The organism is Sphingomonas sp. FW306-05-A, from assembly GCF_058782275.1.
On sequence record NZ_JBYSXN010000003.1, the window covers coordinates 142,504 to 168,728 of the forward strand.

The window sequence follows — 26,225 nt, forward strand, 5'->3', positions numbered from 1 at the left end:
AAAAGGACGGCGTCGGAAGCAATGCGCATCACTGGCAGGCGAGACACTCGTCGTAATCGGTCGTCTCGAACTCGTATTGCGGCTTCTCGATCGTGTTGTCGTTCTCAACGCCGCCGGCGAACCCTGCCCGCTGCACCGACTTGGAGCGGAGGTAATAGAGCGACTTGATCCCCAGTTCCCATGCGCGGAAGTGGAGCATCAACAGGTCCCACTTCTCGACGTCAGCAGGGATGAACAGGTTGAGCGAGGTCGACTGGTCGATATAGGGCGTGCGGTCCGCCTGGAGCTCGAGCAGCCAGCGCTGGTCGATCTCGAAGCTAGTCTTGAAGCAGTCCTTTTCCTCGACATCGAGGAACTCGAGATGCTGGACCGACCCACCCTGTTCGAGGATCGAGTTCCAGATCGCGTCCGAATTCTTCGACTTGGCGATCAGCAGCTTTTCCAGATACGGATTCTTGATCGAGAACGAGCCGCTGAGCGTCTTGTGGGTGTAGATGTTCGCCGGGATCGGCTCGATGCACGCCGAGGTGCCGCCGCAGATGATGCTGATCGACGCGGTCGGCGCGATCGCCATCTTGCAGCTGAACCGCTCCATCACGCCGCGATCCGCCGCATCGGGGCACGGGCCCCGCTCGACCGCGAGGTGCATCGAGGCTTCGTCGACCTGCGCCTTGATGTGCTTGAACATGCGGAGATTCCACGACTTCGCCATCGCGCCCTCGAACGCCAACCCACGTGCCTGGAGGAACGAGTGATAGCCCATCACGCCCAAGCCGACCGAGCGCTCGCGCATCGCCGAATAAGCGGCGCGCTCCATGCCGGGTTCGGCGCGGTCGATGAAGTCCTGCAGGACGTTGTCGAGGAAACGCATGACGTCCTCGATGAAGCCCTTGTCGTCCTTCCACTGGTCCCACGTCTCGAGGTTGAGCGACGACAGGCAGCACACCGCGGTGCGCTCGTTACCGAGATGGTCGGTGCCGGTCGGCAGCGTGATCTCGCTGCACAGGTTGGACGTCGACACCTTGAGCCCGAGCTCGCGGTGATGGCGTGGCATGCCCTTGTTCACGTGATCGGCGAAGACGATGTACGGCTCGCCGGTGGCGAGGCGCGTCTCGACCAGCTTCTGGAACAGCGAGCGCGCGTCGACCGTGGCGCGCGCCGAGCCGTCCTTGGGGCTGACCAAAGTCCATTCGCTGCCCTCGCGGACCGCTTCCATGAACGCGTCGGTGATCAGCACGCCGTGGTGGAGGTTGAGCGCCTTGCGGTTGAAATCGCCCGAGGGTTTGCGGATCTCGAGGAATTCCTCGATCTCCGGGTGCGACACGTCGAGATAGCAGGCGGCCGAGCCACGCCGCAGCGAGCCCTGGCTGATCGCGAGGGTGAGCGAATCCATCACGCGGACGAACGGGATGATCCCGCTGGTCTTGCCGTTGAGGCCGACCGGCTCGCCGATGCCGCGGACGTTGCCCCAATAGGTGCCGATCCCGCCGCCGCGCGACGCGAGCCAGACGTTCTCGTTCCACGTGTCGACGATCCCTCCGAGGCTGTCGGGGACCGAATTGAGGAAGCACGAGATCGGCAGGCCGCGTCCGGTGCCGCCGTTCGACAGCACCGGCGTCGCGGGCATGAACCAGAGGCGCGAGATATAGCCGTAGAGCCGCTGCGCATGTGCTTCGTTGTCAGCGTAAGCCGACGCTACGCGGACGAACAGGTCCTGGAACGTCTCGCCCGGGAGCAGGTAGCGGTCGCGCAGCGTTTCCTTGCCGAAATCGGTCAGCAGCGCATCGCGCGAATGGTCGACCTCGACCGGGTACAGCTGGACGTGGACTTCCTTGGAATCCCCGCGCGCCGCCAGCTTGCGATCCGCGCCGTTGCGATCCGTTTCCTGGGGAGCCTGAACGCTTGCCGCGAGCGCCTCGATCATGTCGGTTGCCATATCCGTCTTCACTTCCTCGGTATCCCGAAAATCCATTGTCTCGCCCCTCGGTCCGGTTCGCGAACACGCGGCAGTCACGCCATCATGTTCCCGACTCGTTCAATCTTTGTTCGATTCGGGAGACAGGCTCCCTAGCTAGCATTTCGGAAGCGATCGGCGAGACCAAAATGCAATCGCGACCGCTTGCGAGCCGCTGATCCATCGTCCGCACGATATGGGGTCGTGCGGTTTACTCTACCAGTTGTTGCGCTCGCTCCCGAACCTGACCCCTACAGATTGTGCCCATATCGGCCAACAGGCAATATCATAAATGACAGGTACAAGACTCGGTTCGTCGCACTTCCACGCCTTCTGACGGAGCGGCGACCGGGTGCAGCGCGCGCGACGCGCGGTCAAAGCTGGGGTTGCGGAAAGGCAAGAGGCCGAACCGGGAACGTGACATTTATTTCACGTCGGGCCGGCAAAGCCGACCGGCAAGGTGACATGGACCGCCAGCCCCCCAAGCGATGCCGTATCGAGCATCAGGGTGCCGCCGTACAGATTCGCCAGTTCGGTCGCGATCGACAGGCCAAAGCCGTGCCCATCGCCGCGTTCGTCGAGCCGTTGACCGGCGGAGAGCGCGGCGGCGCGAGTCGCTTCGGGGATACCGGGGCCGTCGTCCGCGATCGTCAGCATGGCGAATCGGTCGTCCGCGCTGCGGGTCGCGCTGACCGCGATCCGGGTGGCGGCCCAGCGCCATGCATTGTCGAGCAGATTGCCGACCAGCTCGTCGAGATCCTGCCGGTCGACCGCGACCGCGAGCGCCGGGTCGATCGCGATATCGGCAGCAATGCCCCGTTCGGCGTGGATCCGCGCAAGTGCGTCGGCCAGATCTTCCACGACCGGGGCGAGCGGGGTCGCGACGCGCGACGCGACCCCCGGGGTGGCAGCGCGGGCACGGCCGAGGTGGTGCCGTACCGCCTGGTCGATCCGTGCGATCTGCGCGCCGAGCGTGCCGTCCGGGTCGAGCGGACGCACCGTCAGCGCGAGTGTCGCAAGCGGAGTCTTGAGGCCGTGCGCGAGATTCGCGACATGCCCGCGTGCGTTGGCGAGTGCAGCGGCATTTTCGGCAAGCAGCGCATTGATTTCGGTTGCCAGCGGGGCAAGTTCGCGCGGCTGGTCGTCGGGGATGGCGGTGGCGCGACCACCGCGCACCGCCGCCAGTGCCGTGCGCATTCGCTTGAGCGGGGCGAGACCCACGCGCAACTGCACCAGCGTCGCGATGCCCAGCGCGAGCCCCAGCAGCAGCAGTGAGCCGAGCAGTGGTGCCATCGCCGCGCGCAACGGGCGATCGACGATCGCACGCGGCGCGGCGGCGGTGATGCGGACCTGACCCGCAGGGGTGGCGAGCGTCAGGCTGCGCGCATGCCGTGCGCCGCGCGCATCCTGCCAGTCGAGTGCGCGGGTGCGGTCCCCGGGGCCATGCCGCAGCGCCCGATCCTCGATCGGCGGTGGAGGAAGCGCGGTCCACGGCGTGCGCATAGCGTCCAGGTTGGGCGAGGCGGGGGATGCGATGGTCCGGCCCCCCGCATCGATCCGCCATCCCCATCCGTTCGCGGCGTCGTCATAAGGTGCGGCGAGGATGACGCGATTGCGATCCACGCTGCCGTCGGGACGGACCGCCTTCGCAAGGATCGCGATCTGCGCATCGAGCCGCTCGTCCAGCCCATGCATCACGAACCGGTCCAGCACCGCGCCGATCGCGAAGGCGGCGAACGCGAGCGCGGCAAGCGTGGTGAGCAGCGCGGTCACAAGCAGGCGGCCGTAGAGCGAGCGGGGGAGGAGCGTCATGCGGCTGCCCGGCCGAGGCGGGCGGGCGGGGCGGCGTTTCCACCATATCCGGCGTCACCCTGAACTGGTTTCAGGGTCCACCGTGCAACACCGGCAGTCCGCCGTCGTGGAGGGGTGGATGCTGAAACAAGTTCAGCATGACGGCGTCTTGGGGGCGGGGCGGCGTTTCCGCCACACTGAACGCGTTTCAGGGTCCACCGTGCAACACCGGCTGTCCGCCATTGTGGCGCGGTGGATGCTGAAACGAGTTCAGCATGACGGGAGAAGGAAGGGGTTCCACCTCTCCTCACGCCGCGATGATCCGATACCCGCGGCCGCGCACCGTCTCGATCAGGTCCGCGCCGATCTTCTTGCGCAACCGCCCGACGATCACTTCGAGCGAGTTCGAATCGGGATCCGCATCGCCCTCGTAGATATGCTCCATCAGGTCGAGCCGCTCAACCACCACACCCTTGCGCAGCATCAGCGTCGACAGCACGCGCCATTCGAGCGCGGTGAGGCGCAGCGGAAGCCCGTCGCGCTCGACCTGCCCGGTCTGCGCATCGAACGTGATCGGCCCACACACGATTCGTGCTGCCGCATGCCCAGCCGAGCGCCTTACCAACGCACGCAGCCGCATCACCAGCTCCTCGATCCGGAACGGCTTGGTCAGATAATCATCTGCGCCCGCGCGAAACCCCGCGACCTTTTCGGACCAGCCATCGCGCGCGGTAAGGATCAGCACCGGCAACGCCCGCCCGGCGGCGCGCCATTCCTCGAGCACGGTGATTCCCGATTTGCGCGGCAATCCGAGGTCGAGCACCGCCGCGTCATAGCTTTCGGTGTCGCCGAGATGCGCGCCGTCCTCGCCATTCGCGGCGACATCCACCGCGAAATGTTCGGCACGCAACGCTTTGGCGGTCGCCTCGGCCAGTGCGGCGTCGTCCTCGACCAGCAGGATACGCATAAGGCGGCTCTTTCGTTCGCGGCGGCGGGGCGGGATGCCGCGGCAATAATCCGGCTAACTTGCCGGTCTAAACCCAAACTGAACCGCAAGGTTCAGTGGGCCGGGGGCACGACTCGATAAAAGGCTGCATACCAACCAAGGAGCTTACCGATGACCGAAGACACAACCACTCCCTCGCGCCGCAAGATTTCGACCCGCGGCGCGCTGATCGCGGCAGCCTTGCTCGCGGTTGGCGTCGGCGGCGGCGCGACTGTCGCGCAGATGACCGCACCGTCGGTCGAAATGGCCCCGATCAAGCCCGTCGCGATCCGCTCGCTCAGCGACACCGGCAACGTCGTCACGGTGCGCGGCAAGGTCGCCGAAATCTACGGGCCGATGTTCATCCTGTCCGACGGCAGCGGGCGCGCGTTGGTCGAGGGCGGACGCCAGACCGACGGCACCAGCCTGATCGGCGTCGGGCAGACGGTGAGCATCCAGGGCCGGTACGGCCGCGGGATGCTCCACGCGTCGTTCCTCGTCGGCGCCGACGGTAAGGTAACCGCGCTCCGCCCGATGCCGCCGCGTGGCGGGCGTGGTGGTCCACATGGCCCTGGTGGACCCGGTGGTCCGGGCGGACCCGGTGGCCCTGGCGGTCCTGACGGCCCCGATGGTCCGGACGGCGCCGGCATGGCCCCCCCGCCGCCGCCGCCCGCCGCCGCCGGGACGACGGCACCGGCTGCCCCCACCGGCAGCGCGCCGGTCGCGGCTCCTGCGGCCGCCCCCGCGGCAACCGGCAACACCGCCGCATAAACACGAAAGGCCGCGCGGACGTGTCCGCGCGGCCTTCTGCCGTGGGTGCCTTGACCCCGTTCGCTATCCGGTCTTGCGGACGGGATTGGGGACGCTCGGCGCGGCAAGGCGTTCGAGGTTGAACATCTCGGCGAATTCGAGCCCAGCGCGTCCGTCCGCCGCCCAGCGCAATTTGGCGGGGAACATCTGGTCCTCGACCAGTTCGATCAGCACGTCGAGATCGACCGCGCTTGCGTCAATCTCGATCCCCTCGACCATCACGCCCGTCGACGAGATGTTGCGGATTCGCACGTCGCCGCTCGCCCCGCCCGCCTGCAGCCGCGCGTTGCGCAGCATCGCGGTACGCGGGTTGCGCGTGATCTGATAGCCGCTCGCGGTCGCCATCCCGCCGCCGACCTTCAATTGCAGCAAAACATCCGCAGCGCGCGTCGGCTTGCCATAGACATAGCCCTGGATGTGGCTGCAACCCAGATCGCGGATCAACGTGATCTCGTCGCGATTCTCGACTCCTTCCGCGGTCGTATCCATGCCGAGCGCGTCGGCCAGCGAGACGATCGCACGGATAATTGCGGCATTGCGATTGCCCGCGATCGTCGCACCTTTGACGAAGCTCTGGTCGATCTTAATCTTGTCGAACGGCGCTTTCTTCAGATAGCCGAGCGACGAATAGCCCGTCCCGAAATCGTCGAGCGCGAGCCGCACCCCACAGCCTTTCAGCGTCTTGAACATCTGTTCGGACGCCGCGCTCTCGTCGAGGAAGACGCCTTCGGTGATTTCGAGTTCGAGCCGGTGCGGCGCGATCCCGGATTTCGCGAGCGCCGAGGTGACGAGCGACGGCAGGATCGGATTGGCGAACTGGATCGGCGAGACGTTGACCGCGACGCGAACGTCGCCCGGCCAGCCCGCTGCCTCGGTGCATGCGGTGCGCAGCACCCATTCGCCGATGCTCTCGATCAACCCGCAATCCTCCGCCACGGGGACGAATTCGGCAGGGCTGACCAACCCGCGCGTCGGATGTTCCCAGCGCAGCAACGCCTCATAGCCGACGATCCGTTCGGAGCGCGTGTCGACCACGGGTTGATAGGCGAGATAGAACTGGTTGCCGACGAGCGCCTGGCGGAGATCGTCCTCGAGCTGTTTGCGGCTTTGCGCACCGACCAGCAGTTCTTCGCGGAAGAAGCGGTGGATGCCGCGGCCGTCGCCCTTGGCGGCATAGAGCGCGAGATCGGCGTTGCGGATCAGCGTTTCCGACGCTGCGCCGTCCTGCGGTGCGATCGCCACCCCGATCGAACAGCCGATGCTGATCGCCGACCCTTCGATCGAATAGGGTTGCGACAGGTCGAAGATCACGCGCCGCGCCAGTTCGCCCAGCTTCTCGCGGTCGGCATGGCCGGGCATGATCACCTGGAATTCGTCGCCGCCGAGCCGCCCGACCAGCCCCGCATCGCCGATCGCGCGTTGCAGCCGCTGCGCGACCTTCTTCAGCAACGCATCGCCGATCTGATGGCCGAGCGTGTCGTTGACGGTCTTGAAGCGATCGAGGTCGAGCAGGAACAGGCTGGTCATCCTCTGCGATGTCGCGGGTTGCGCAAGCATCTGGTCGAGCGCGAGGCGCAACCGCTGGCGATTGGCGAGGCCGGTGAGCCCGTCGAACAGCGCGAGCCGCGTGATCTCGGCATCGGCACGGCGGCGCTCGGTCAGGTCGGTCCCGCTGCCGACGAAGCCGAGGAAGATCCCGTCCTCATCAAAGATCGGGCGCCCCGACATCGACCACCAGCGTTCGAGCTTGGCGCGGCTCGCGGGGCGCACCGAGTAATTGGAAAAAGCGGTGCGCGAGGAGAGATGGAAGGCGATCGTCCGCTCGGTTTCGGTCAGCGCGCCGTCCATCCGGAACAGTTGTGACAACGGCTCGCCGATCGCGGGGGTGTCGGGCAGGTCGAGTTCCGTTGCGACCCGGTGGGTGAGGTAGGTCACTTCGCCGTCCGCATTGGTCTGCCAGAACCAGCCGCTCGAATGCGTCTCGAATTCCGCGACGAGGCGGGTCGCCATCCGGCCCTGCGCATGATCGAGATCGCGTTGCTCGACCGCGCGGCGTTCGAAACGGGCGAGCCGGTAGGCGATGCTGGTCAGCATCAGCAACACGCCGATGCCGATCCATAAGCCCAGCCCGAAGCGATCCTCGACCGCGAGCGTCGCGAGCAGGCCCGCGCCAAGTCCGATCGAGGCGGCACGGACCGGATATAGCGCGACGATCATCACGATCATCGCCGCGAACGTCATTACGTAGCTGGCGAGCCGGGTGGGCCCCGGCGGGAGCATCCCGGTCGCGAACACCAAAGCAAGGATGGTCGCGCCGCCGACCACGCCCGAGACGCTCGCCAGCCGAACCTTGACATGCGGTGGCCAGCGTCGAGCGGTGCCATGCCGCAGCGTGGCGAGCAGCAGTGTGCCGGAGATGGCGGTGACCAGTGCGCCGGCGGCTGCGGCGATCAGCACGCCCGTCGCGCCGCTGGTAAAGGCGGTCCATCCGATCAGCAGCGGTGCCGCGATCGCGATCGTCAGCGCGTAGGGCCATGTCGCGGAAAGCAGCCGCAACTGTCGGCGAAGCGCATCGCGGTGTGCCTCGGACGTCGAAGCGCTGGCAGACAGGTCGGTCCTCAGGGCGGCGAAGGCAACCCGAAGCGCGCGAAACGGGGTTAAACGGATCTGCATGGGGATGCCCATAGCGCACGACCCCTCCATTTTGCCTTGCGGGAGGTGGTTAACGCGGCGGTGGTTCTGGCCCGCCGTGACTTGGCGTGACGGCGCGGGGGGCATAAGGCAGGGGAAACGCCAGTACGGGAAGCGCCATGACCACGATTATCCGCGAAGCCGATCTGATCGAGAGCGTCGCCGACGCGCTGCAATTCATCAGTTTCTATCACCCGATGGATTATATCCGCGCGCTCGGCGCGGCCTATGAGGCGGAGCAAGGGCCCGCTGCCAAGGACGCGATCGCGCAGATCCTGACCAACTCGCGGATGTGCGCCGAGGGGCATCGCCCGATCTGCCAGGATACGGGAATCGTCAACGTCTTCATCAAATGGGGAATGGACTGCCGGCTCGACGACACCAGCCGCTCGCTCCAGCAGGTCGTCGACGAGGGCGTCCGGCTTGCGTACCTCAACCCCGAGAACAAGCTGCGCGCGTCGATCCTCGCGGACCCCGCCTTCACGCGCCGCAACACCAAGGACAATACGCCGTCGGTGCTTCACGTCGAGATGGTGCCGGGATCGCGCGTCTCGGTCGATGTCGCGGCGAAGGGCGGCGGGAGCGAGAACAAGTCCAAGTTCAAGATGATGAACCCGAGCGATTCGATCGTCGACTGGGTGCTCGAGATGCTCCCGCAGATGGGCGCGGGCTGGTGCCCGCCGGGGATGCTCGGGATCGGCATCGGCGGCACCGCGGAACACTGCATGCTGCTCGCCAAGCAGGCGCTGATGGAGCCGATCGACATGGGGCCATTGAAGGCTCGTGGCCCGAAGAATGACATCGAGGCGCTGCGGATCGAGATCTTCGACAAGGTCAACGCGCTAGGCATCGGTGCGCAGGGGCTGGGCGGGCTGTCGACCATCCTCGACGTCAAGATCATGGACGCGCCGTGCCACGCCGCGGGCAAGCCGGTCGCGATGATCCCCAATTGCGCCGCGACCCGCCACGCGCATTTCACGCTCGACGGCAGCGGGCCGGCGTATCTCGAGACGCCCAAGCTCGACGAGTGGCCCGACGTCCACTGGGTGCCCGACCAGGCCGCGATCCGGGTCGATCTCGACACGCTGACGCCTGCCGACGTGCAGGGCTGGAAGCAGGGCGACCGGCTGCTGCTCAACGGCAAGATGCTCACCGGACGCGATGCCGCGCACAAGCGGATCAAGGACATGCTCGATGCGGGCGAGCCGCTGCCGGTCGAGTTCAAGGGCCGCGTGATCTATTATGTCGGGCCGGTCGATCCGGTCGGCGAGGAAGTGGTCGGGCCGGCAGGGCCGACGACGGCGACGCGGATGGACAAGTTCACGCGGATGATGCTCGACCAGGGGCTGCTCGCAATGGTCGGCAAGGCCGAGCGCGGGCCGGATGCGACCAAGGCGATCGCGGAGGGCAAGAGCGCCTATCTGATGGCGGTCGGTGGCGCGGCCTATCTCGTCGCACGCGCGATCAAGGGCTCGAAGGTCGTCGGGTTCGAGGATCTCGGGATGGAAGCGATCTACGAATTCGAGGTGGTCGATTTCCCGGTGACGGTCGCGGTCGATTCGTCAGGCGCGAACGTCCACCAGCTCGCGCCGCTGGTGTGGAAGGACAAGATCGCGCGCGAAGGGTTGCTGGTCGGCGCCTGAGGGGTAGGGGGCTGATGCGTCACCGCGTATCCGCCCCCCATACATTTCCCCCACCAATCGCTTCCCCGACGAAGGCCGGGGTCCAGTCGAGGTGGCCGAGGTAACGACGCGCAGCCTCTCACCTTCGACCGTTCCGCTCCTGGGCCCCGGCCTTCGCCGGGGAAGCGTGTTGAGGATGGACTTCTGTGCTTTGATTCCCTCAACCCGTTCGGGCTGAGCGAAGTCGAAGCCCCCGCATCACAGGCTGAACCAATGTTGCGAGGAGCCCTTCGACGGCGCTCAGGGCGAACGGGAGATAGGCGATCGGGCTCAACCGAGCCTTGGCGCTAATCTGCGGCTTTCTTGGCAGTCGGCTTTTTCGCGGCGGGTTTCTTGGCCGCAAGCTTCTTGGCGGGAGCCTTCTTGACCGGTGCCGCGGTTTCGGCGTCGGCCGCGTCGCTTGTCTTCGCCGCGACCTTCTTCGCCGGTGCCTTTTTAGCCGCCGGTTTCTTCGCCGCCGGCTTCTTCTTCCCCTTGGTCGGCGGAGCCGCCGCCGCGCGCGCGTCGATCAGCTGCGCGGCTTCTTCCAGCGTCAGCGCATCCTTCTCGATCGACTTGGGCAGCGTCGCATTAGTCGTCCCGTCGGTGACGTAGGCGCCGTAGCGGCCCTCCATCAGCTTGATCTCAGCCTCGCTGCGCGGATGCAGGCCGAGCACCTTGAGCGGTGCCTGCGCGCCGCGTTGCGGACGCCCGCCGCCTGCGGCGGCTTCGGCGAGTTTCACCACCGCCGCGTTCATCCCCGTCTCGAACACGTCGTCGGTCGAGGTCAGCCGCGCATATTTGCCCGCGTGTTTCAGATATGGGCCATAGCGGCCGATCGCCGCCGTGATCGGTTCGCCGGTTTCGGGATGTGTGCCGATCGTCCGCGGCAGCGACAGCAATTTGAGCGCCCATTGCAGATCGAGCTCGCCGATATCCTTCGGGATCGACGCCATCTTGCGCGTCTCGCCCTCGCCGATCTGGATATACGGCCCGAACCGCCCCGATTTGCGCTCAACCGGCAGGCCGCTGTCAGGATCGTTGCCTAGCGTCTCGGGGCCGGTATCGACACCCTCGCCATCCGCACCCGGCTGGCCGAAGCGGCGGGTGTATTTGCATTCGGGATAGTTGGAGCACGCCACGAACGCGCCGAACTTGCCGCCGCGCAAGGCGAGCTGCCCCTGGCCGCAATTCGGGCACAACCGCGGGTCGCTGCCGTCCGCCATCGGCGGGAAGAGATAGGGCGCGAGGAACTTGTCGAGCTCGGCGGTCACTTCGGACGGCTTCTGCTCCATCACCTCGGTGGTGCGCGGCTTGAAGTCCTTCCAGAATGCTTCCAGCACCGCCTGCCATTCGGCGCGCCCGCCCGACACTTCGTCGAGCTCGTCCTCGAGCCCCGAGGTGAAGTCGTAACTCACATATTTCTCGAAGAACCGTTCGAGGAACGCGGTCACCAGACGCCCCGATTCCTCCGCGAAGAAACGGTTCTTCTCGACCCGAACGTATTCGCGGTCCTTCAAGGTCTTGATGATCGACGCATAGGTCGACGGACGCCCGATCCCGAGTTCTTCCAGACGCTTGACCAGCGACGCCTCCGAGAAGCGCGGCGGCGGCTGGGTAAAGTGCTGCTCGGCGGTGACACCCTTCTTGGCGGGGGCATCGCCTTCGCGCAAGCGGGGCAGGCGCTTGGCGTCCTCGTCCTGCGTATCGTCCGAGCCTTCCTCGTACAAGGCGAGATAGCCCGGGAAGAGCATCACCTGCCCGGTCGCGCGCAAGGCGGTGTGGCCGGTGCCGTCCGCCATCTCGACCGTGGTGCGCTCCATCCGCGCCGACGCCATCTGGCTCGCGAGCGCGCGCTTCCAGATCAGATCGTACAGCCGCGCATGATCGCCGCCGCCGGCCTTGTCCTTGCCAAAATCAGTCGGGCGGATCGCTTCGTGCGCTTCCTGCGCGTTCTTCGCCTTGGTCTGATAGACGCGCGGCTTGTCCGGGACATAGCTCGCGTCATAGCGGTTCGCGACCGCATGGCGCGCGGCCGAGATCGCGCTCGAATCCATCTGCACGCCGTCGGTCCGCATGTAGGTGATCGCGCCGTCCTCATAGAGGCCCTGCGCGATCCGCATCGTGTGATCCGCCGAGAAACCGAGCTTGCGCGACGCTTCCTGCTGGAGCGTCGAGGTGGTGAACGGCGGCGGCGGGTTGCGCGTCGCGGGCTTCACCTCGACCGACTGGACCGTGAAATGCCCGCTTTCGACCGCGGCCTTGGCGCGGTTGGCCACGCCTTCCTCGCCAATCGACAGGCGATCGAGCTTCTTGCCCTCGAACGTGACGAGCCGCGCCTGGAACGGCGTGCCGTCCTGCTCCATGTCGGCGATGACCGACCAATATTCCTGCGCGCGGAACGCTTCGATCTCGCGCTCGCGACTGACGATGAGGCGCAGCGCGACCGATTGCACGCGCCCGGCCGACTTCGCCCCGGGCAGCTTGCGCCACAGCACCGGCGAGAGCGTGAAGCCGACCAGATAATCGAGCGCGCGGCGGGCGCGATAGGCGTCGATCAGATCGGTATCGAGCTCGCGCGGATGCTTCATCGCATCGGTGACGGTCGCCTTGGTGATCGCGTTGAAGGTGACGCGCTGGACGTCCTTGGGGAGCGCCTTGCGGCCCCGCAGAACTTCCTGGACGTGCCAGCTGATCGCCTCGCCCTCGCGATCCGGATCGGTCGCGAGGATCAGGCGGTCGGCGGTCTTGGCGAGATCGGTGATCGCCTTGAGCTGCTTGGTCTTGTCCGCGTAATTCTCCCACTCCATCGCGAACCCCTCGTCGGGGTTCACCGATCCGTCCTTGGGCGGCAGGTCGCGGACGTGGCCGTAGCTCGCGAGCACGCGGTAATCCGAACCGAGGTATTTCTCGATGGTCTTCGCCTTGGCGGGCGATTCGACGATGACAAGCTGCATGGGGGTCTATTGCGTCCTTACGTGTACGCGCGAGGGTGACGGGGTGTCGGCAGGCTCGTCAAGCGTCGGGTGGCGTTTTTGGCCGGATTGGCGTATTGCTGAAGTCATGAACGCGATGATCGATACGCTTAAGGCAGCCAAGTCGTTCGAAGGCGCTGGCTTTGCCAAGGCACAGGCTGAGTCGCTTGCGACCACGATCGCCGAGGCAACCAGCGCATCGCGTGAAGATATGGTCACCAAGGACTATCTCAAGGGCGAGATGGCGGTCTTGAAAAACGATATTGTGCGTTGGATGCTCGGGTCGCAGGTGATGCTCATCGTGGTGCTCGTTGCTCTTGCTAACTTCACGAAGCTGCTGGCCGCACATTCCTAAGGTTTGATGACAACACCCCACCTGTCCGTTTCGAGCGAAGTCCGAAACGGACGGGAAGGGGGAAGACGACCGCAGACGGGAATCCCCTGGTCAGGTTAGCGCCACCCTGCCCCCGGCATGCCGCTCCAGCCGCCCGGCCAATTCCAGTTCGAGCAGCACTGTTTGAACAATCGCGGGGGAGGCCCCCGATTGCCGGATCAGTTCGTCCATCGCCACCGGCACCGGCCCGAGCAAGCTGGCGATCACGCGCCGGTCGGTGTCGCTTGCATCCTCCGGCGGTGGTGCCCGGTAGGGGTCGCGCGGGCTTTGTACCATCCGCCCGTCAATCGGGCGGACCGTTTCCAGCACGTCGGCGGCGGATTGCACCAGCGTTGCGCCGTCGCGGATCAGCCCGTTGCATCCTTGTGCGCGTGGGTCGAGCGGACTGCCCGGCACCGCCATCACCTCGCGCCCGAGTTCTCCCGCCAGCCGCGCGGTGATCAGCGAGCCGGACCTGGGGGCCGCCTCGACCACCACGGTTCCCAGCGAAAGCCCGGCGATGATGCGGTTGCGATAGGGGAAGTGCCGCGCGCGCGGTTCCGTGCCCGGCGGTTGTTCGGCGATCAGCAGGCCTTCGCGCGCAATCCGGTCCTGCAGGTTTGCGTTCTCGGGCGGGTATACCACGTCGATCCCGCCAGCGATGACGCCGATCGTGCCGGTATCGATCGACCCGACATGCGCCGCGGTATCGACGCCGCGCGCCAGCCCCGACACGACGACGACGCGCTCGCGCCCGAGTTCGGCGGCAAGCTGGCGGGCGAAGCGGCATGCAGCGGCCGAGGCATTGCGCGCGCCGACCATCGCGATCGGGGTGCGGGCGAGCAACCCGGTGTCGCCGCGGACGATCAGCGCGGGGGGCGCGTCGTCCAGTTGCGCGAGGAGATCGGGATAGTCGGGCTCGCTGAGGAACAGGTAGCGCGCGCCGAGACGGTGCACCGTGGCAAGTTCGCGTTCGACGAGCGCCACGGGGGCAACCGAGGGCGATTTTCCGCCGCCACGTGCGGCAAGCTGGGGCAGGGCAGCGATCGCGGCGTCGGCCGATCCGAACCGTGCGATCAACTGGGCGTAGGTGACGGGGCCGACCTGCGCGGTACGGATCAGGCGGAGCCGCGCGATCGCGTCGCCGCCGATCCGGCCCGGATCAGCCAACCTTTTGCCCGATCCTGGGTTCGGTGCCGCTCAACAGGCGATCGATATTGCCGCGATGCTTCCACAACACGAGCAGCGCGAGCGCGAGCAGCAGCAGCACGATGTCGAACCGTGAGAAATAGGCGGCACACAAGGGGGCGCTGACCGCAGCGACCATTCCGGCAAGCGATGAGATCCGCATGGACGCCAACAGCGCGATCCACACCGCGGCATAGACCACTCCGATCGGCCAGTGCAGCGCGAGCACGATCCCGAGCAGGGTCGCGACCCCCTTGCCGCCGTTGAAGCGGAGCCACACCGGATAGAGATGCCCGAGGAACACCGCCGCCGCCGCGACCACGCCGTTGCCCCCCAGGTAGGCATCCGCGATCCACACTGCGACGAACCCCTTGGCGGCATCCAGGAACAGCGTTGCGGCGGCGAGTCCCTTGCGTCCGGTGCGCAGCACGTTGGTCGCGCCGATATTGCCCGATCCGACAGCGCGCAGGTCGCCCGCACCGGCCATTCGGGTCAGCAGGACGCCGAACGGGATCGATCCCAGCAGGTAGCCGATCACCAGCGCTGCCAAGGGAGCGATCCACAGATACTCAGTCTTCACTATCCGTACGCCCCCTCGTTTGCCCTATCGTATCAGCATGCGTGCCATGGCCCAACCCCGGCCTACGCGCCATGATTTTGTAATTCCGGACGGCGTCACTACAGACGATTCTATGGACGAAAGACCAGTTCTATTCTTCGATTCCGGCGTCGGCGGATTGTCGGTGCTGGCCGCGGCGCGCGCGCTGTTGCCGCGGATGCCCGCGGTGTACGTGGCGGATTCCGCAGGGTTTCCCTATGGCACCAAGAGCGAGGCCGAGATCGGCGCGCGCGTTCCCGCACTGCTCGGGCGGCTCGCCGAACGGTACCGTCCGCGGCTGATCGTGATCGCGTGCAACACCGCCTCGACGATCGCGCTGGCGGCGGTGCGCAGTGCGCTCGACCTGCCGGTGGTGGGCACGGTGCCCGCGATCAAGGTTGCCGCCGCGCACAGCCGAAGTCGCGTGATCGGCGTGCTGGGGACCGATGCGACCGTGCGCCAGCCCTATGTCGATGATCTCGCCGCGCGGTTCGCGAGCGACTGCCGCGTGTTGCGCCACGGGTCGGCCGAGCTCGTTGCGCTCGCCGAGGCGCGACTGCGCGGCGATCCGACCGATCCGTCGCGGTACCGGGCAATCCTTGCTGGCCTGTTCGACCAGCCGGGCGGCGACCGAATCGATACGATCGTCAACGCCTGCACGCATTTCCCGCTGGTCGAGCGCGAATTGCGCGCCGCGGCACCGCATCCGGTGGCGTTCGTCGACGGATCCGCCGGGATCGCGCGGCGGATCGCATTCCTGACCGAGCGGCAGGCGTGGCCAGTGATCGCCCCGCCGGGACTCGCGGTGTTTACCGGGGGCGTGTCCGACGCCGTGCGGCTTGGCGACGCGCTTGCAGGGCATGGCCTCACCGCGGTCGATACGCTGTGACGGGCCGGGTCGATCAGAGTGATCGCGCGAAGGTGCTGGAAATTGGCGGGTGCGAGGTCTATTTGGGCGGGATGGACATGGAAACATCCGCGCGCGGAGTCGATTACTCGCGCATCTTCGCGCAGGCGATCGACCGCCTCCATGTCGAGGGACGCTACCGCGTCTTCATCGACATTCTGCGCAACAAGGGTGCTTTCCCCAACGCACGCTGCTTCGCCGGGCATAACGGCCCCAAGCCCATCACGGTGTGGTGCTCGAACGACTATCTCGCGATGGGCCAGCATCCCGCGGTGATCGGCGCGATGGAAGAGGCGCTGCACGACGTCGGCGCGGGCTCGGGCGGCACGCGCAACATCGGCGGCAACACGCATTATCACGTCGATCTCGAGGGCGAACTCGCCGATCTCCACGGCAAGCAGGGCGCTTTGCTGTTCACCAGCGGCTATGTCTCGAACGAGGCGACGCTGGCGACGCTCGCCAAGATCCTGCCGGGCTGCATCATCTTCTCGGACGAACTCAACCACGCCTCGATGATCGCGGGGATCCGCAATTCGGGGTGCGAGAAGCACGTCTTCCGGCACAACGATCTTGCGCATCTTGAGGAACTGCTCGCCTCGGTCGATCCGACCACGCCCAAGCTGATCGCGTTCGAGAGCGTCTATTCGATGGAAGGCGACATCGCGCCGATCGCCGAGATCTGCGACCTCGCTGACAAATATAGCGCGCTGACCTATCTCGACGAAGTCCATGCGGTCGGCATGTACGGCCCGCGCGGCGGCGGCATCTCGGACCGCGAGGGACTCGCGGACCGGTTGACGATCATCGAGGGGACGCTCGGCAAGGCGTTCGGCGTGATGGGCGGCTATATCGCTGCGGACCAGACCATCGTCGACGTGATCCGCTCCTATGCGCCGGGCTTCATCTTCACGACCTCGCTGTCGCCGGTACTGGTCGCGGGGGCGCTGGCGAGTGTGCGGCACCTGAAAGCATCGAGCGTCGAGCGCGAGGGGCAGCAGCGCGCCGCGGCAGGGCTGAAGGCGATGTTCGCAGGCGCCGGGTTGCCGGTGATGAACTCGACCACGCATATTGTTCCGCTGATGGTCGGCGATCCCGTCAAGGCGAAGAAGATCAGCGACATCCTGCTCGCCGAATACGGTGTGTACGTTCAGCCGATCAACTACCCGACCGTCCCGCGCGGCACCGAACGGCTGCGCTTCACGCCTGGCCCCGCGCATGACGAGGCAATGATGCGCGACTTGACCGACGCACTGGTCGAGATCTGGAGCCGACTGGAACTGCGCAAGGCTGCGTGATTGGTGGGGTGCGGGAAGGTTGTTGGCATAGGTGGCATTGGATCATCAATGCCGTCGGCGGACCGCGTAATTTCCCCACCCGTTCGTCATCCCCGCAAAGGCGGGGCTCCATATTGGCGGACCGCTGCAATGGTCCGACGCTCCGCTAATGGATTCCCGCATTCGCGGGAATGACGGATGTGGGGGGGCGCGCCAAGGTAAACCATGGCGCTTCATTGTCAGCGGAACCCCTTTCTATTCAACCCGTTACGTTCCCGTCATCAAGGAGAATGCGTGATGGGCAAGGGTTGTATTCTGTGGATGGTCGGCGTGCCGATCCCCGTCATCATCGTATTGTATCTGTTGTTCGGCCACTAAGCCTCAGCCAAGCGCCAACAACAGGGTGAGCCCGCCAAGCCCGATCGACAGCGGGAGGCGCAGGCTCATCCACCACAGCGGCACCAGCCCGCGGCGTGCTAGCAGCAGATCCACCCCGAGCGCGCTGATCAGCGCAAGCCCCAGCAGGATCAGCGACGGCCCGGGCCACGGTGCGCCGACCGCCCAGGGTAGCGCGCTCCCCAGCGCCACGAGCGACGGAACCACCGCGGCGACCCACAACCATTCGGGCGGACGATCGGCGGAGGCCGCGACGCCCCACCACAGTCCCCCGAGGAAGCTCAGAATCAACGCGGCATAGGCATAACCCAGCGCGATCGCGGAGAAGTGCAGCGACGCGTCGCCGCCGAACACCACCGCCACCGCAGCGAGTTGCGGCAGCAACCCAGCCAGCCCGAGCCAGCGCGGGAAGACAGGCGGGGTCGTTTGCGTCGTCATCGTCTGCCCCTCATCCCCGGCTCAGCGAGGCGCTCCATGCATAGCCGCGGCGCAGCGATGCGAACCGGCCGGTCAATCCATTGTCCCGTGCCGTCGCGCGGACCGTTTCCGGCAACGCCGCGCGCGGCGTGACGTCGAACTTCGCGAGCCAGGCGAACAGCATCACCTGGAACGGGCGCGGCAACCCCTCCTGCTGCCCGAAATCGACGATATCGAGCCGTCCGCCCGGCGCAAGCTTGCTCGCCCCTTCGCGCAACGCGCCCTGCCAGTCGGGGATCATTGACAGCGTATAGCTTTGGAACACGCGGTCGAATGCAGCCACGCCGAACAGTGCGGTCGAATCGAACGCGGTCGCATCGCCCTGCGCAAGCTCGATCCGGTGCGACAGTCCTGCCGCCGCGATCTTGGCGCGCGCGGTCTCCAGCATGGCGGCGGAGATATCGATCCCGAAATAGCGCGCATTCGGAAAAGCGCGCGCCGCCGCGATCAGGTTGCGCCCGGTGCCGCATCCGACCTCGAGCACGGTCCCGCCCGGGGGTGGCGCGATTCCGGCAATCAACGCATCGCGCCCGAGCAGGTAATATTTCCGCGTCAGGTCATAGATATGGCGCTGCGACCGATAGATCGCATCCATATGCCCCGCATGGCCGGACGACTGCGTCACGCCAGGACGTAGAGGTGAACGCCGCCGTAGATCGAGGAGCGATCGCGCTTGGTGTAATCGAGCGATTCCTCGGTGCGATAGTCCCACTTGTCGAGGATCGCGTCGGGAACGCGACCGGGCAGGATCGTCGCGACCCCGGCGGTGCGGAACAGCACGCGCGACCCCGGACGCGCGGTGCGCGTAATCTCGGTCCACAGGTCAGTGAGCTGTTCGTCGGTCATCCAGTCCTGCGCGTCGAGCAGGATGTAGCGATCCTGCGAGGCATCGTCCTGCACACGCAGATGCTCGGTGAAATTGACGTGGCGAACCTCGATCCGCTCGGCCCGATCGACGATCTCGGCATAATGGTCGCGCTGGAGGTACGGCGGGAGCGGCGCGTTCTCGCCCTTGGCATAGCCGCGCCCGAAAGCCTGCCACGCGAAGTAATTGTCCTTGATGTCGAAATCGCACGCGAGCTTCTCCAGCCGCGCGCGCAGCACCACGGCCATCTTCTCGTCGCCCGCCAGCGCGTCATATTGCGCGGGCGGAATGCCGAGGCCGAACAGTGATGCGGGGTGATCGGTGATCCACTTGACCACCGCCTTGTCGAAGAACGGCGCGAACTCGCGGTCGAAGATCTCGCGCTGTTCCTCGATCGACTTGGCTTCGAGCAGTACCTTGGGGTTCACGCCGTTCAACCGCGCGAGCAGATGCGCCACGCCGATGAAATTGCCGAGCAGCCCGCGCTTATAGACGTTCTTCGAGAAGCCGCCGATCCGGCGCCGCCCGATCATGTCGCGGCCTTCCCAATAGGCCAGCGTCGTCTCGTCGAGATGCGGGCGGATATAGGTGCGATACGCCATGACGTTCGCGCGAGAATTGGCGGTCGCGAAGAAGCGGTGGAACGCCTCGTAGCTCGGCAGATGCCGCGCCGCGACGAGTTTCAGCTTGTTGAGCGCGATATGCGCGGTGTTGAGGTCGACCGCCGTGATCGCCTGCGGATTGGCGGTCAGATACGACAGCACGTTGCACCCGCCCGACGCGATCGTGACGATGCGGCAATCGGGCGTGATTGCGAGCGCTTCCATGTCGACCTCGGGGTCTTCCCAGATCTGCGCATAGACTAGTCCGCGGAAGGCAAAGGTGAAGGCGCGCTCGAGCAGGCCCTGCTTCGACAGATGGTCGTGCCGATGCACGGCACTGGCCACCGCGGTGTTCTTAGATGCGGTATTCTTGGGGGACCGAAGCGCGATGGCCATTTCAACACTCTCCTGCCGGATCGCACGCGGACACTGGGCGCTAGCGGCAGTGCTGCCGCTACGACGATCTGGTGACGCTTCCATGACGATATTGCGATGAGTTGGAAAGGACCTGCCGACAAAAGGGGGCCGGCAGGTCCCTTACAATCAACCATTCGCCGCAAAGGAGGGGATCCAGCGAACGGGTACACGCATCGGCACTGGGCCTAGCAACGCCAGATACGAACGATCCGGATTTGGGATGCGTTGGAGCGGAGCAATTTTTTTAAGGCAGCATCACCGTGTCGATGACATGGATCACGCCGTTCGACTGCATCACATTGGCAATCGTGATCTTTGCGCTGTTACCCTTGGCGTCGGTGACCGTGTAGTCCTTGCCCGACGCCATGAAGGTCAGCGTTCCGCCCTGGACGGTCGCATAGGTCGCCTTGCCCATGTCGGCCTTGATCTTGGCAGCGATATCCTGCGCGGTGACCGTGCCGGGGACGACATGATAGGTCAGCACCGCGGTCAATTGCGCCTTGTTCTCGGGCTTGAGCAGCGTGTCGACCGTGCCCGCGGGGAGCTTGGCGAAGGCAGCGTTGGTCGGCGCGAAGACGGTGAACGGACCGGGGCCCGACAACGTCTCGACCAGACCGGCGGCCTTGACCGCGGCGACCAGCGTGGTGTGGTCCTTTGAATTGACGGCATTCTCGACGATCGTCTTGTTCGCATACATTGCGGCGCCGCCAACCATGGGGTTGGTTGCGGCGGCAGCGAAGGTGGTGCCGCTGACGGCGATGGCGGACGCGACGATTGCGGCACGGAAAGTGCGGTTCATGACGGCTCTCCTGTCTGCGCGCTCAGCTCGAGCGCGCCGGAGATACGCGATGCGGGAAAGCGCGGATGCACGGTACCGTTGCGGAATCGTAATTATTTCGGATGACCGGTCAGACCGGCGAAAGCGCACCCTTGGCGACCACCGGCCCCGTCGGCGCGCCGGTCTTTGACCCGCCGACCGGCTCGATTGACACGGCCAGCGTCGCACCCGCGGCGAGATAGGCGCGCACCGTCGGGTTGAGCGCAAGCGTGGTCCCACCCGTATCCTGCAACAGGCCCAGCGACCGCGGCGTGCCATCGCCTGGGATCACCCACAATTCGGCGCTGCGGTCGGCGCGGGCGAGCGTCGTCTCGGTCAGCCGCAGCGTGCCGCTGCGCTCGTCATAGACGACCGTCATCGGCGCTTGCTTGCCCTCGGGTTCGAGCGAGGCGACCAGGGTCGGCAGGGGGGCGGCGACCGGCGTTGCGGGCGCGCCTGATGGCGGAGGGACAGTCGGGAGCGACAGCGGCCGGACCAGCAGGATCACGAGCAGGCCCGCCGCCGCGATGCTCGACAGCACCGCGAGCGATGGCCACAGACGGCTGCCGCGCGGATGCGGTACGACGGCACCGGTCGTGTCGTGCAGCCGGTCGATCGAGCGTTCGATCCGCGGCAGGATGTCGGGCGCGGTGATCGCGGGCCACAGGTCGAACAGATGCGCGAGATAGCCGCGCCATTGCTCGACCGCGCGCGCGAACCCGGGCTCGGACAGGACGCGACGCACCGCCTGTGCGCGCTCCTCGCCTTCCAGCACGCCGAGTGCGAGCTCGGCAGCCGCCATGTCGGGGCCGGAGCCTTCGGGCGGATCGAGATGCCGTGCGTCGGTCATCGCTCGAGACACTCACGCAAGCGCGCGAGCCCGCGGCGGACCCAGCTTTTCATCGTGCCCAGCGGAACACTCTCCCGCTCGGCGAGATCGGCATAGGTTACGCCGTCGAAGAAGGCGGTGCGGATTGCACTGCGCTGCCGCTGTTCGAGCAGTTCGAGGCATTCGTGGAGCAGATGGCTCTCTTCGTCGTCGAGCAGCGTCTGGCTGACCAGGGGTGCGGTGTCGAGGATCGGTGGCGCGTCCTCGATCGGGGTCGAGCGGCGGACCGTTTGCGCACGCTGCCAGTCGATCGCACGGTTCCGCGCGATCGTGGCAAGCCACGTGATCGGGCTGGCGCGCGAGGGTTCATACGCCCCGGCACGCTTCCAGATCGTGAGGTATACGTCGTGCAACACGTCTTCCGCTGCCTGCCTTTCGCCGCAGATACGGTAGCAAATCCCGAAAAGCTTCGCCGACGTCAGCGAATACAGGTCCCGGAATGCGACACGGTCTTCGTCACCTGTGCGTATCAGTGCCTCGACCAGCCGTGCCCGAGCAATGGCTTCGGGGGATTCCCTGCCTGGCTTCGGGGCGGGGGCTGCTGCAGCATCGGGCGGGAAATCCGTCACGGTTAACGACGTAGCCCGGCAATCTGCGCGCGGCAATCGGTTGTCATGACGATTTGCGCGAATTGTTGCGGCAGTCGTGGTTCGCTGTGGCATTTTGGCGGCTGCCCCGGTAAAGGCGCGGTCATCCAACCCGCCCCGCATCGGGGCTCCTCATTGGGAGCGCGTGCCGCCTTGCGCATCGCCATCGCATCCGATCACGCCGCCTTTGCGCTCAAACAGGGGCTGGCCGGCTGGCTTGCCGATCTCGGCCATGACGTGCTCGACCTGGGCCCCGACAGCGACGCGCGCGTCGATTACCCCGATTACGGTTTCGCGCTGGCGGCCGCGGTCGCCGATGGACGTGTCGAACGCGGGATCGCGCTTTGTGGTTCGGGGATTGGGATCTCGATCGCGGTCAACCGCAACCCGGCGGTGCGCTGCGCTCTGGTGTCCGAACCGTTGTCCGCCGCGCTTGCGCGCGAGCATAACGATGCCGATGTTCTGGCCATGGGTGCCCGTCTCGTCGGCGAGGACATGGCGCGCGCGTGTATCTCCGCTTTTCTTTCCACCGATTTCGCCGGTGGCCGTCATCAACCGCGCGTCGAGAAACTCGGCGCCCCCGCTTTCCTGAGAGAACCGGCATGAGCACCAACCCGACCCAGCTCCACGACGTCCAGCCCGACGGCTTCTTCACGCAGACGCTCGCGGACAGCGACCCCGCAGTGTTCGGCGCGATCGACCACGAACTGACGCGTGAGCAGACCCAGATCGAGCTGATCGCGAGCGAGAACATCGTCTCCAAGGCAGTGCTGCAGGCGCAGGGGTCGGTCTTCACCAACAAATATGCGGAAGGGTATCCCGGCAAGCGCTACTATCAGGGTTGCGCGCCGTCGGACGAAGTCGAGCAGCTCGCGATCGACCGCGCGAAGGCGCTGTTCGATTGCGCATACGTCAACGTCCAGCCGCATTCGGGCGCGCAGGCGAACGGCGCGGTGATGCTCGCTCTGGTCAAGCCGGGCGAGACGATCCTCGGCATGAGCCTCGATGCCGGCGGCCATCTGACGCACGGCGCAAAGGCGGCGATGTCGGGCAAATGGTTCAACGCGGTGCAGTACGGCGTCGATCCGGTCAGCCATCTGATCGATTTCGACGAAGTCGCGACGCTGGCGCGCGAGCACAAGCCCAAGCTGATCATCGCGGGCGGCTCGGCCTATCCGCGCCAGATCGATTTCGCCAAGTTCCGTGCGATCGCGGACGAGGTTGGTGCGTATTTCATGGTCGACATGGCGCATTTCTCGGGTCTGGTCGCCGCCGGGCTGCATCCGTCGCCACTGCCGCATGCGCATGTCGTCACCACGACGACGCACAAGACGCTGCGGGGGCCGCGCGGCGGGATGATCCTCAGCAATGACGAGGCGCTCGGCAAGAAGTTCAACTCGGCGGTGTTCCCGGGACTTCAGGGTGGCCCGCTGATGCATGTCATTGCAGCGAAGGCGGTCGCGTTCGGCGAGGCGCTCCAGCCTGGTTACAAGAGCTACATCGCCGCGGTGATCGAGAACGCCAAGATCCTCGCCGCGACGCTGAAAGAGCGCGGCGCGGAGGTCGTCTCGGGCGGCACCGACACGCATCTCGCGCTGATCGACCTGACGCCGTTGGGCGTGACCGGCAAGGACGCCGACGAGGCGCTCGAGCGCGCTGGCATCACCTGCAACAAGAACGGCATCCCCAACGATCCGCTCCCGCCGACCAAGACCAGCGGGATCCGCGTCGGCTCGCCTGCTGGCACGACGCGCGGCTTCGGCCCGGCCGAGTTCCGCGAGATCGGCAACATGGTCGCCGACGTACTGGGGGGCTTGCGCACCCACGGCGAGCATGGCGACCCGCAGGTCGAGGCCAATGTCCGCGAACGCGTCCGCACTTTGTGCGCGCGCTTCCCGATCTATCCCGAGGGCATGTGATTGCGCTGTCCGTTCTGCGGCCATGAAGACAGCCAGGTAAAGGATTCGCGCCCGACCGAAGATGCGGGCGCGATCCGGCGGCGGCGGCAATGCGAAGGCTGCGGCGCGCGCTTCACCACGTTCGAGCGGATCCAGCTGCGCGAGCTGACCGTGGTGAAGAGCGAGGGCGCTGGCCTGAAGCGCGAGCCGTTCGACCGCGAGAAGCTGCTCCGCTCGGTCTCGATCGCGGCGCGCAAGCGCCCGATCGAGGCGGTGCAGCTCGAGAAACTGGTGTCGGGGATCCAGCGGCAGTTGGAGACGCTGGGCGAGAACGAAGTGCGTTCGGGGCGGATCGGCGAGATGGTGATGGAGGGGCTGAAGGGCCTCGACTCTGTCGCCTACATCCGGTTTGCGAGCGTATACAAGGACTTCCGTGAGGCACGCGACTTTGAGGAGTTTGCGGGGAATGTGAGCGAGGTGGGGAAGGGGTAGGGGCGGAGCGTTTGCCTTTGCTTCTTTCCTGTTTCACCCATCTCCGTTCGTCCCGAGTAGCCATCGAGCTTGTCGAGATGGCGTATCGAGGGATAGGGCTACGCAATGAGCTTCTGGGTCTACATCCTGCGCTGCGCCGATGGCAGCTATTACACCGGTCATACCGACAATCTCGAGCAGCGCATCGGGCAACACAATGCAGGCGCGATAGAGGGCTATACGCACAGCCGACGCCCCGTGACACTGATGTGGTCGCAGGATTTCCCAACGCGCCTCGAAGCGCTCGAGGGCGAGCGTCAGGTGAAAGACTGGTCGCGCAAGAAAAAGGAAGCGTTGTTCCGTAGCGACTGGGAGGCGCTTTCCGCAGCCGCCAAGAAGCCCGCGCGTTCAATGGTCCCTCGATACGGCGTCTCGACAAGCTCGACACCTACTCGGGACGAACGGGCAGGGGGTGTGCTGGCGGGACAGGAAGCGAACGGGGGGGAGGAGGATCTGGCAGATTTGGCGGAACCGTCGCAACGCGCTGAACCCGCCCCACCCCCCGTCCTAGTCCTCGTCCGCCCACAACTCGGCGAGAACATCGGCAAGGCCGCGCGCGCGATGCTCAATTTCGGGCTGACCGAACTCCGCCTCGTCTCCCCGCGCGACGGCTGGCCCAATCCCGGCGCGGGCCCCGCCGCCTCGGGTGCGGATATCGTGCTCGAACAGGCGCAGGTGTTTGAAACCGTCGCCGACGCGATCGCGGATTGCGCGCATGTCTATGCCACCACCGTGCGCAAGCGCGGCATCACCAAGCCCGTCCTCACCCCCGAAGCCGCCGCGCAGGCGATCCACGCTACCGCGGGCCGCTCGGCAATCCTGTTCGGGCCTGAACGCTCGGGGCTCGAGACCGACGATGTCGCGGTCGCACGCACGATCATCACCGTGCCGATCAACCCCGAGTTCGGCTCGCTCAACCTCGCGCAGGCGGTGATTCTGGTCGCGTACGAATGGTCCAAGGGCGTTGCGCTCGCGAGCCCGCCCGAAGTCGACATGCCGCTCCCGGCCCCGCAGGAAGAGCTCGACGGGATGATCGCGCAGCTCGATGCGATGCTCGAGGAAAGCGACTTCTTCTTCCCGCCCGCGCGCACGCCGGTGACCAGGCGGACCTTGCGGACTTTGCTGACCAAGCCCGGCTGGTCGACGCAGGAAGTGCGGACGATGCGCGGGGTGCTGAGTTCGCTTGCTGGCAAGAAACCGCGCGCATAGGTCTTGCTCCGACCGAGATAGTTGCGGTATCGTAACATCTCGATTTCGGGGGGTCTTCGTGAAAACACTTGCCTTGTTCTTGCTCCTGTCTGCGGCCAATGCCGTCCCTGCCATTGCGCAGCAGGCCGCGACCACGCCAGCCGGTGGTGCCGTCAAACCGACCGACAAGAAGGTGTGCCGCAGCGAGGAATCGACGGGGTCGGTATTCGTCAAGCGGATCTGCCACACGAGTACGGAGTGGAGCACGATCGACGCGCGGAACTCGGGCGAGTCGGCCCGCTTTCGTGATCAGCAGCGCAACGGGAGTGCCACGCTGATAAAATAGCGTTC

Annotated in this window: 23 protein-coding genes; 10 read left to right on the forward strand and 13 right to left on the reverse strand. The window is 66.1% G+C overall.

What is annotated here, in order from left to right; genetic code table 11:
- Nucleotides 1–28: 28 nt before the first annotated feature.
- The 3 genes from AC3WJR_RS16965 to AC3WJR_RS16975 form a co-directional block, all read right to left on the reverse strand.
- Nucleotides 29–1,972, reverse strand: a complete 1,944-nt coding sequence (locus AC3WJR_RS16965) for a ribonucleoside-diphosphate reductase subunit alpha (RefSeq protein ID WP_492726415.1) — start codon at nt 1,970–1,972, stop codon at nt 29–31.
- A 411-nt stretch (nt 1,973–2,383) separates the two neighbouring features.
- Nucleotides 2,384–3,766 carry a sensor histidine kinase gene (locus AC3WJR_RS16970; protein ID WP_492726417.1) on the reverse strand — a complete coding sequence of 461 codons (1,383 nt, stop codon included), beginning with the start codon at nt 3,764–3,766 and terminating at the stop codon, nt 2,384–2,386.
- 286 nt (nt 3,767–4,052) lie between these two features.
- The gene (locus AC3WJR_RS16975) at nt 4,053–4,712 is read right to left on the reverse strand and encodes a response regulator (RefSeq protein WP_354283133.1); all 660 of its coding nucleotides are present in this window, start codon (nt 4,710–4,712) and stop codon (nt 4,053–4,055) included.
- A 150-nt stretch (nt 4,713–4,862) separates the two neighbouring features.
- Here AC3WJR_RS16975 and AC3WJR_RS16980 point away from each other — a divergent pair, with 150 nt between their 5' ends.
- On the forward strand, nt 4,863–5,501 hold the full coding sequence (locus AC3WJR_RS16980) for a hypothetical protein (RefSeq protein ID WP_492726418.1): 639 nt from the start codon (nt 4,863–4,865) through the stop codon (nt 5,499–5,501).
- 63 nt (nt 5,502–5,564) lie between these two features.
- Here AC3WJR_RS16980 and AC3WJR_RS16985 read toward each other — a convergent pair whose 3' ends face one another.
- Complete coding sequence (locus AC3WJR_RS16985; protein ID WP_492726419.1) at nt 5,565–8,213, reverse strand: putative bifunctional diguanylate cyclase/phosphodiesterase; 2,649 nt, start codon at nt 8,211–8,213, stop codon at nt 5,565–5,567.
- Between the two features lie 137 nt (nt 8,214–8,350).
- On the opposite strand from AC3WJR_RS16985, the gene AC3WJR_RS16990 reads away from it, so the two are divergent.
- Nucleotides 8,351–9,874, forward strand: coding sequence for a fumarate hydratase (locus AC3WJR_RS16990; protein ID WP_354283127.1), 1,524 nt, complete (start codon nt 8,351–8,353; stop codon nt 9,872–9,874).
- A 326-nt stretch (nt 9,875–10,200) separates the two neighbouring features.
- On the opposite strand, the gene topA is transcribed toward AC3WJR_RS16990, so the two are convergent.
- The gene (gene topA, locus AC3WJR_RS16995) at nt 10,201–12,849 is read right to left on the reverse strand and encodes a type I DNA topoisomerase (protein ID WP_492726420.1); all 2,649 of its coding nucleotides are present in this window, start codon (nt 12,847–12,849) and stop codon (nt 10,201–10,203) included.
- A 106-nt stretch (nt 12,850–12,955) separates the two neighbouring features.
- Between topA and AC3WJR_RS17000 the strand changes: the two genes are divergently transcribed.
- A complete protein-coding gene (locus AC3WJR_RS17000; RefSeq protein ID WP_492726421.1) occupies nt 12,956–13,222 on the forward strand; it encodes a hypothetical protein in 267 nt (88 codons plus the stop codon).
- Between the two features lie 90 nt (nt 13,223–13,312).
- Here AC3WJR_RS17000 and dprA read toward each other — a convergent pair whose 3' ends face one another.
- Both dprA and plsY read right to left on the reverse strand, forming a co-directional pair.
- On the reverse strand, nt 13,313–14,410 hold the full coding sequence (gene dprA, locus AC3WJR_RS17005; protein WP_492726422.1) for a DNA-processing protein DprA: 1,098 nt from the start codon (nt 14,408–14,410) through the stop codon (nt 13,313–13,315).
- Nucleotides 14,403–15,008 (reverse strand): glycerol-3-phosphate 1-O-acyltransferase PlsY, encoded by a 606-nt coding sequence (gene plsY, locus AC3WJR_RS17010; RefSeq protein ID WP_354283119.1) that lies wholly within the window; start codon nt 15,006–15,008, stop codon nt 14,403–14,405. Before plsY ends, dprA begins: the two co-directional genes overlap by 8 nt.
- A gap of 112 nt (nt 15,009–15,120) precedes the next feature.
- Between plsY and murI the strand changes: the two genes are divergently transcribed.
- Both murI and hemA read left to right on the forward strand, forming a co-directional pair.
- Nucleotides 15,121–15,915 carry a glutamate racemase gene (gene murI / locus AC3WJR_RS17015; RefSeq protein WP_492726423.1) on the forward strand — a complete coding sequence of 265 codons (795 nt, stop codon included), beginning with the start codon at nt 15,121–15,123 and terminating at the stop codon, nt 15,913–15,915.
- 71 nt (nt 15,916–15,986) lie between these two features.
- Nucleotides 15,987–17,228, forward strand: a complete 1,242-nt coding sequence (gene hemA, locus AC3WJR_RS17020; protein WP_354283376.1) for a 5-aminolevulinate synthase — start codon at nt 15,987–15,989, stop codon at nt 17,226–17,228.
- Between the two features lie 360 nt (nt 17,229–17,588).
- On the opposite strand, the gene AC3WJR_RS17025 is transcribed toward hemA, so the two are convergent.
- The 6 genes from AC3WJR_RS17025 to AC3WJR_RS17050 form a co-directional block, all read right to left on the reverse strand.
- Entirely contained in the window at nt 17,589–18,041 is a 453-nt protein-coding gene (locus AC3WJR_RS17025) for a DUF3429 domain-containing protein (RefSeq protein WP_492726425.1), read from the reverse strand.
- A gap of 10 nt (nt 18,042–18,051) precedes the next feature.
- Nucleotides 18,052–18,675: a class I SAM-dependent methyltransferase gene (locus AC3WJR_RS17030; RefSeq protein ID WP_492726708.1), complete on the reverse strand. Its 624-nt coding sequence runs from the start codon at nt 18,673–18,675 to the stop codon at nt 18,052–18,054.
- A gap of 26 nt (nt 18,676–18,701) precedes the next feature.
- Entirely contained in the window at nt 18,702–19,943 is a 1,242-nt protein-coding gene (locus tag AC3WJR_RS17035) for a BtaA family protein (protein WP_354283113.1), read from the reverse strand.
- 265 nt (nt 19,944–20,208) lie between these two features.
- A complete protein-coding gene (locus tag AC3WJR_RS17040; RefSeq protein ID WP_492726427.1) occupies nt 20,209–20,763 on the reverse strand; it encodes a fasciclin domain-containing protein in 555 nt (184 codons plus the stop codon).
- A gap of 109 nt (nt 20,764–20,872) precedes the next feature.
- Nucleotides 20,873–21,631: an anti-sigma factor gene (locus tag AC3WJR_RS17045; protein WP_492726429.1), complete on the reverse strand. Its 759-nt coding sequence runs from the start codon at nt 21,629–21,631 to the stop codon at nt 20,873–20,875.
- Complete coding sequence (locus AC3WJR_RS17050) at nt 21,628–22,170, reverse strand: sigma-70 family RNA polymerase sigma factor (protein ID WP_492726710.1); 543 nt, start codon at nt 22,168–22,170, stop codon at nt 21,628–21,630. The genes AC3WJR_RS17045 and AC3WJR_RS17050 overlap by 4 nt, the downstream gene beginning before the upstream one ends.
- A gap of 240 nt (nt 22,171–22,410) precedes the next feature.
- Here AC3WJR_RS17050 and rpiB point away from each other — a divergent pair, with 240 nt between their 5' ends.
- The 5 genes from rpiB to AC3WJR_RS17075 all read left to right on the forward strand — a co-directional run bounded on the left by rpiB (nt 22,411) and on the right by AC3WJR_RS17075 (nt 26,220).
- On the forward strand, nt 22,411–22,863 hold the full coding sequence (rpiB, locus tag AC3WJR_RS17055; RefSeq protein ID WP_354283106.1) for a ribose 5-phosphate isomerase B: 453 nt from the start codon (nt 22,411–22,413) through the stop codon (nt 22,861–22,863).
- Entirely contained in the window at nt 22,860–24,176 is a 1,317-nt protein-coding gene (gene glyA / locus AC3WJR_RS17060; protein WP_492726431.1) for a serine hydroxymethyltransferase, read from the forward strand. Before rpiB ends, glyA begins: the two co-directional genes overlap by 4 nt.
- Entirely contained in the window at nt 24,177–24,647 is a 471-nt protein-coding gene (gene nrdR, locus AC3WJR_RS17065; RefSeq protein ID WP_010219069.1) for a transcriptional regulator NrdR, read from the forward strand.
- Nucleotides 24,648–24,752: 105 nt separating this feature from the next.
- A complete protein-coding gene (locus tag AC3WJR_RS17070; protein WP_492726433.1) occupies nt 24,753–25,895 on the forward strand; it encodes a TrmH family RNA methyltransferase in 1,143 nt (380 codons plus the stop codon).
- Between the two features lie 58 nt (nt 25,896–25,953).
- Complete coding sequence (locus AC3WJR_RS17075; protein ID WP_492726435.1) at nt 25,954–26,220, forward strand: hypothetical protein; 267 nt, start codon at nt 25,954–25,956, stop codon at nt 26,218–26,220.
- Nucleotides 26,221–26,225 lie beyond the last annotated feature (5 nt).

Excerpts from the sequence above, each read along its gene's own strand:
- AC3WJR_RS16965 (WP_492726415.1), bottom strand. The coding sequence starts at position 1,972 with ATGGATTTTCGGGATACCGAGGAAGTGAAGACGGATATGGCAACCGAC.
- AC3WJR_RS16970 (WP_492726417.1), bottom strand. The coding sequence starts at position 3,766 with ATGACGCTCCTCCCCCGCTCGCTCTACGGCCGCCTGCTTGTGACCGCG.
- AC3WJR_RS16975 (WP_354283133.1), bottom strand. The coding sequence starts at position 4,712 with ATGCGTATCCTGCTGGTCGAGGACGACGCCGCACTGGCCGAGGCGACC.
- AC3WJR_RS16980 (WP_492726418.1), top strand. The coding sequence starts at position 4,863 with ATGACCGAAGACACAACCACTCCCTCGCGCCGCAAGATTTCGACCCGC.
- AC3WJR_RS16985 (WP_492726419.1), bottom strand. The coding sequence starts at position 8,213 with ATGCAGATCCGTTTAACCCCGTTTCGCGCGCTTCGGGTTGCCTTCGCC.
- AC3WJR_RS16990 (WP_354283127.1), top strand. The coding sequence starts at position 8,351 with ATGACCACGATTATCCGCGAAGCCGATCTGATCGAGAGCGTCGCCGAC.
- topA (WP_492726420.1), bottom strand. The coding sequence starts at position 12,849 with ATGCAGCTTGTCATCGTCGAATCGCCCGCCAAGGCGAAGACCATCGAG.
- AC3WJR_RS17000 (WP_492726421.1), top strand. The coding sequence starts at position 12,956 with ATGAACGCGATGATCGATACGCTTAAGGCAGCCAAGTCGTTCGAAGGC.
- murI (WP_492726423.1), top strand. The coding sequence starts at position 15,121 with ATGGACGAAAGACCAGTTCTATTCTTCGATTCCGGCGTCGGCGGATTG.
- hemA (WP_354283376.1), top strand. The coding sequence starts at position 15,987 with ATGGACATGGAAACATCCGCGCGCGGAGTCGATTACTCGCGCATCTTC.
- AC3WJR_RS17025 (WP_492726425.1), bottom strand. The coding sequence starts at position 18,041 with ATGACGACGCAAACGACCCCGCCTGTCTTCCCGCGCTGGCTCGGGCTG.
- AC3WJR_RS17030 (WP_492726708.1), bottom strand. The coding sequence starts at position 18,675 with ATGGATGCGATCTATCGGTCGCAGCGCCATATCTATGACCTGACGCGG.
- AC3WJR_RS17035 (WP_354283113.1), bottom strand. The coding sequence starts at position 19,943 with ATGGCCATCGCGCTTCGGTCCCCCAAGAATACCGCATCTAAGAACACC.
- AC3WJR_RS17040 (WP_492726427.1), bottom strand. The coding sequence starts at position 20,763 with ATGAACCGCACTTTCCGTGCCGCAATCGTCGCGTCCGCCATCGCCGTC.
- AC3WJR_RS17045 (WP_492726429.1), bottom strand. The coding sequence starts at position 21,631 with ATGACCGACGCACGGCATCTCGATCCGCCCGAAGGCTCCGGCCCCGAC.
- glyA (WP_492726431.1), top strand. The coding sequence starts at position 22,860 with ATGAGCACCAACCCGACCCAGCTCCACGACGTCCAGCCCGACGGCTTC.
- AC3WJR_RS17070 (WP_492726433.1), top strand. The coding sequence starts at position 24,753 with ATGAGCTTCTGGGTCTACATCCTGCGCTGCGCCGATGGCAGCTATTAC.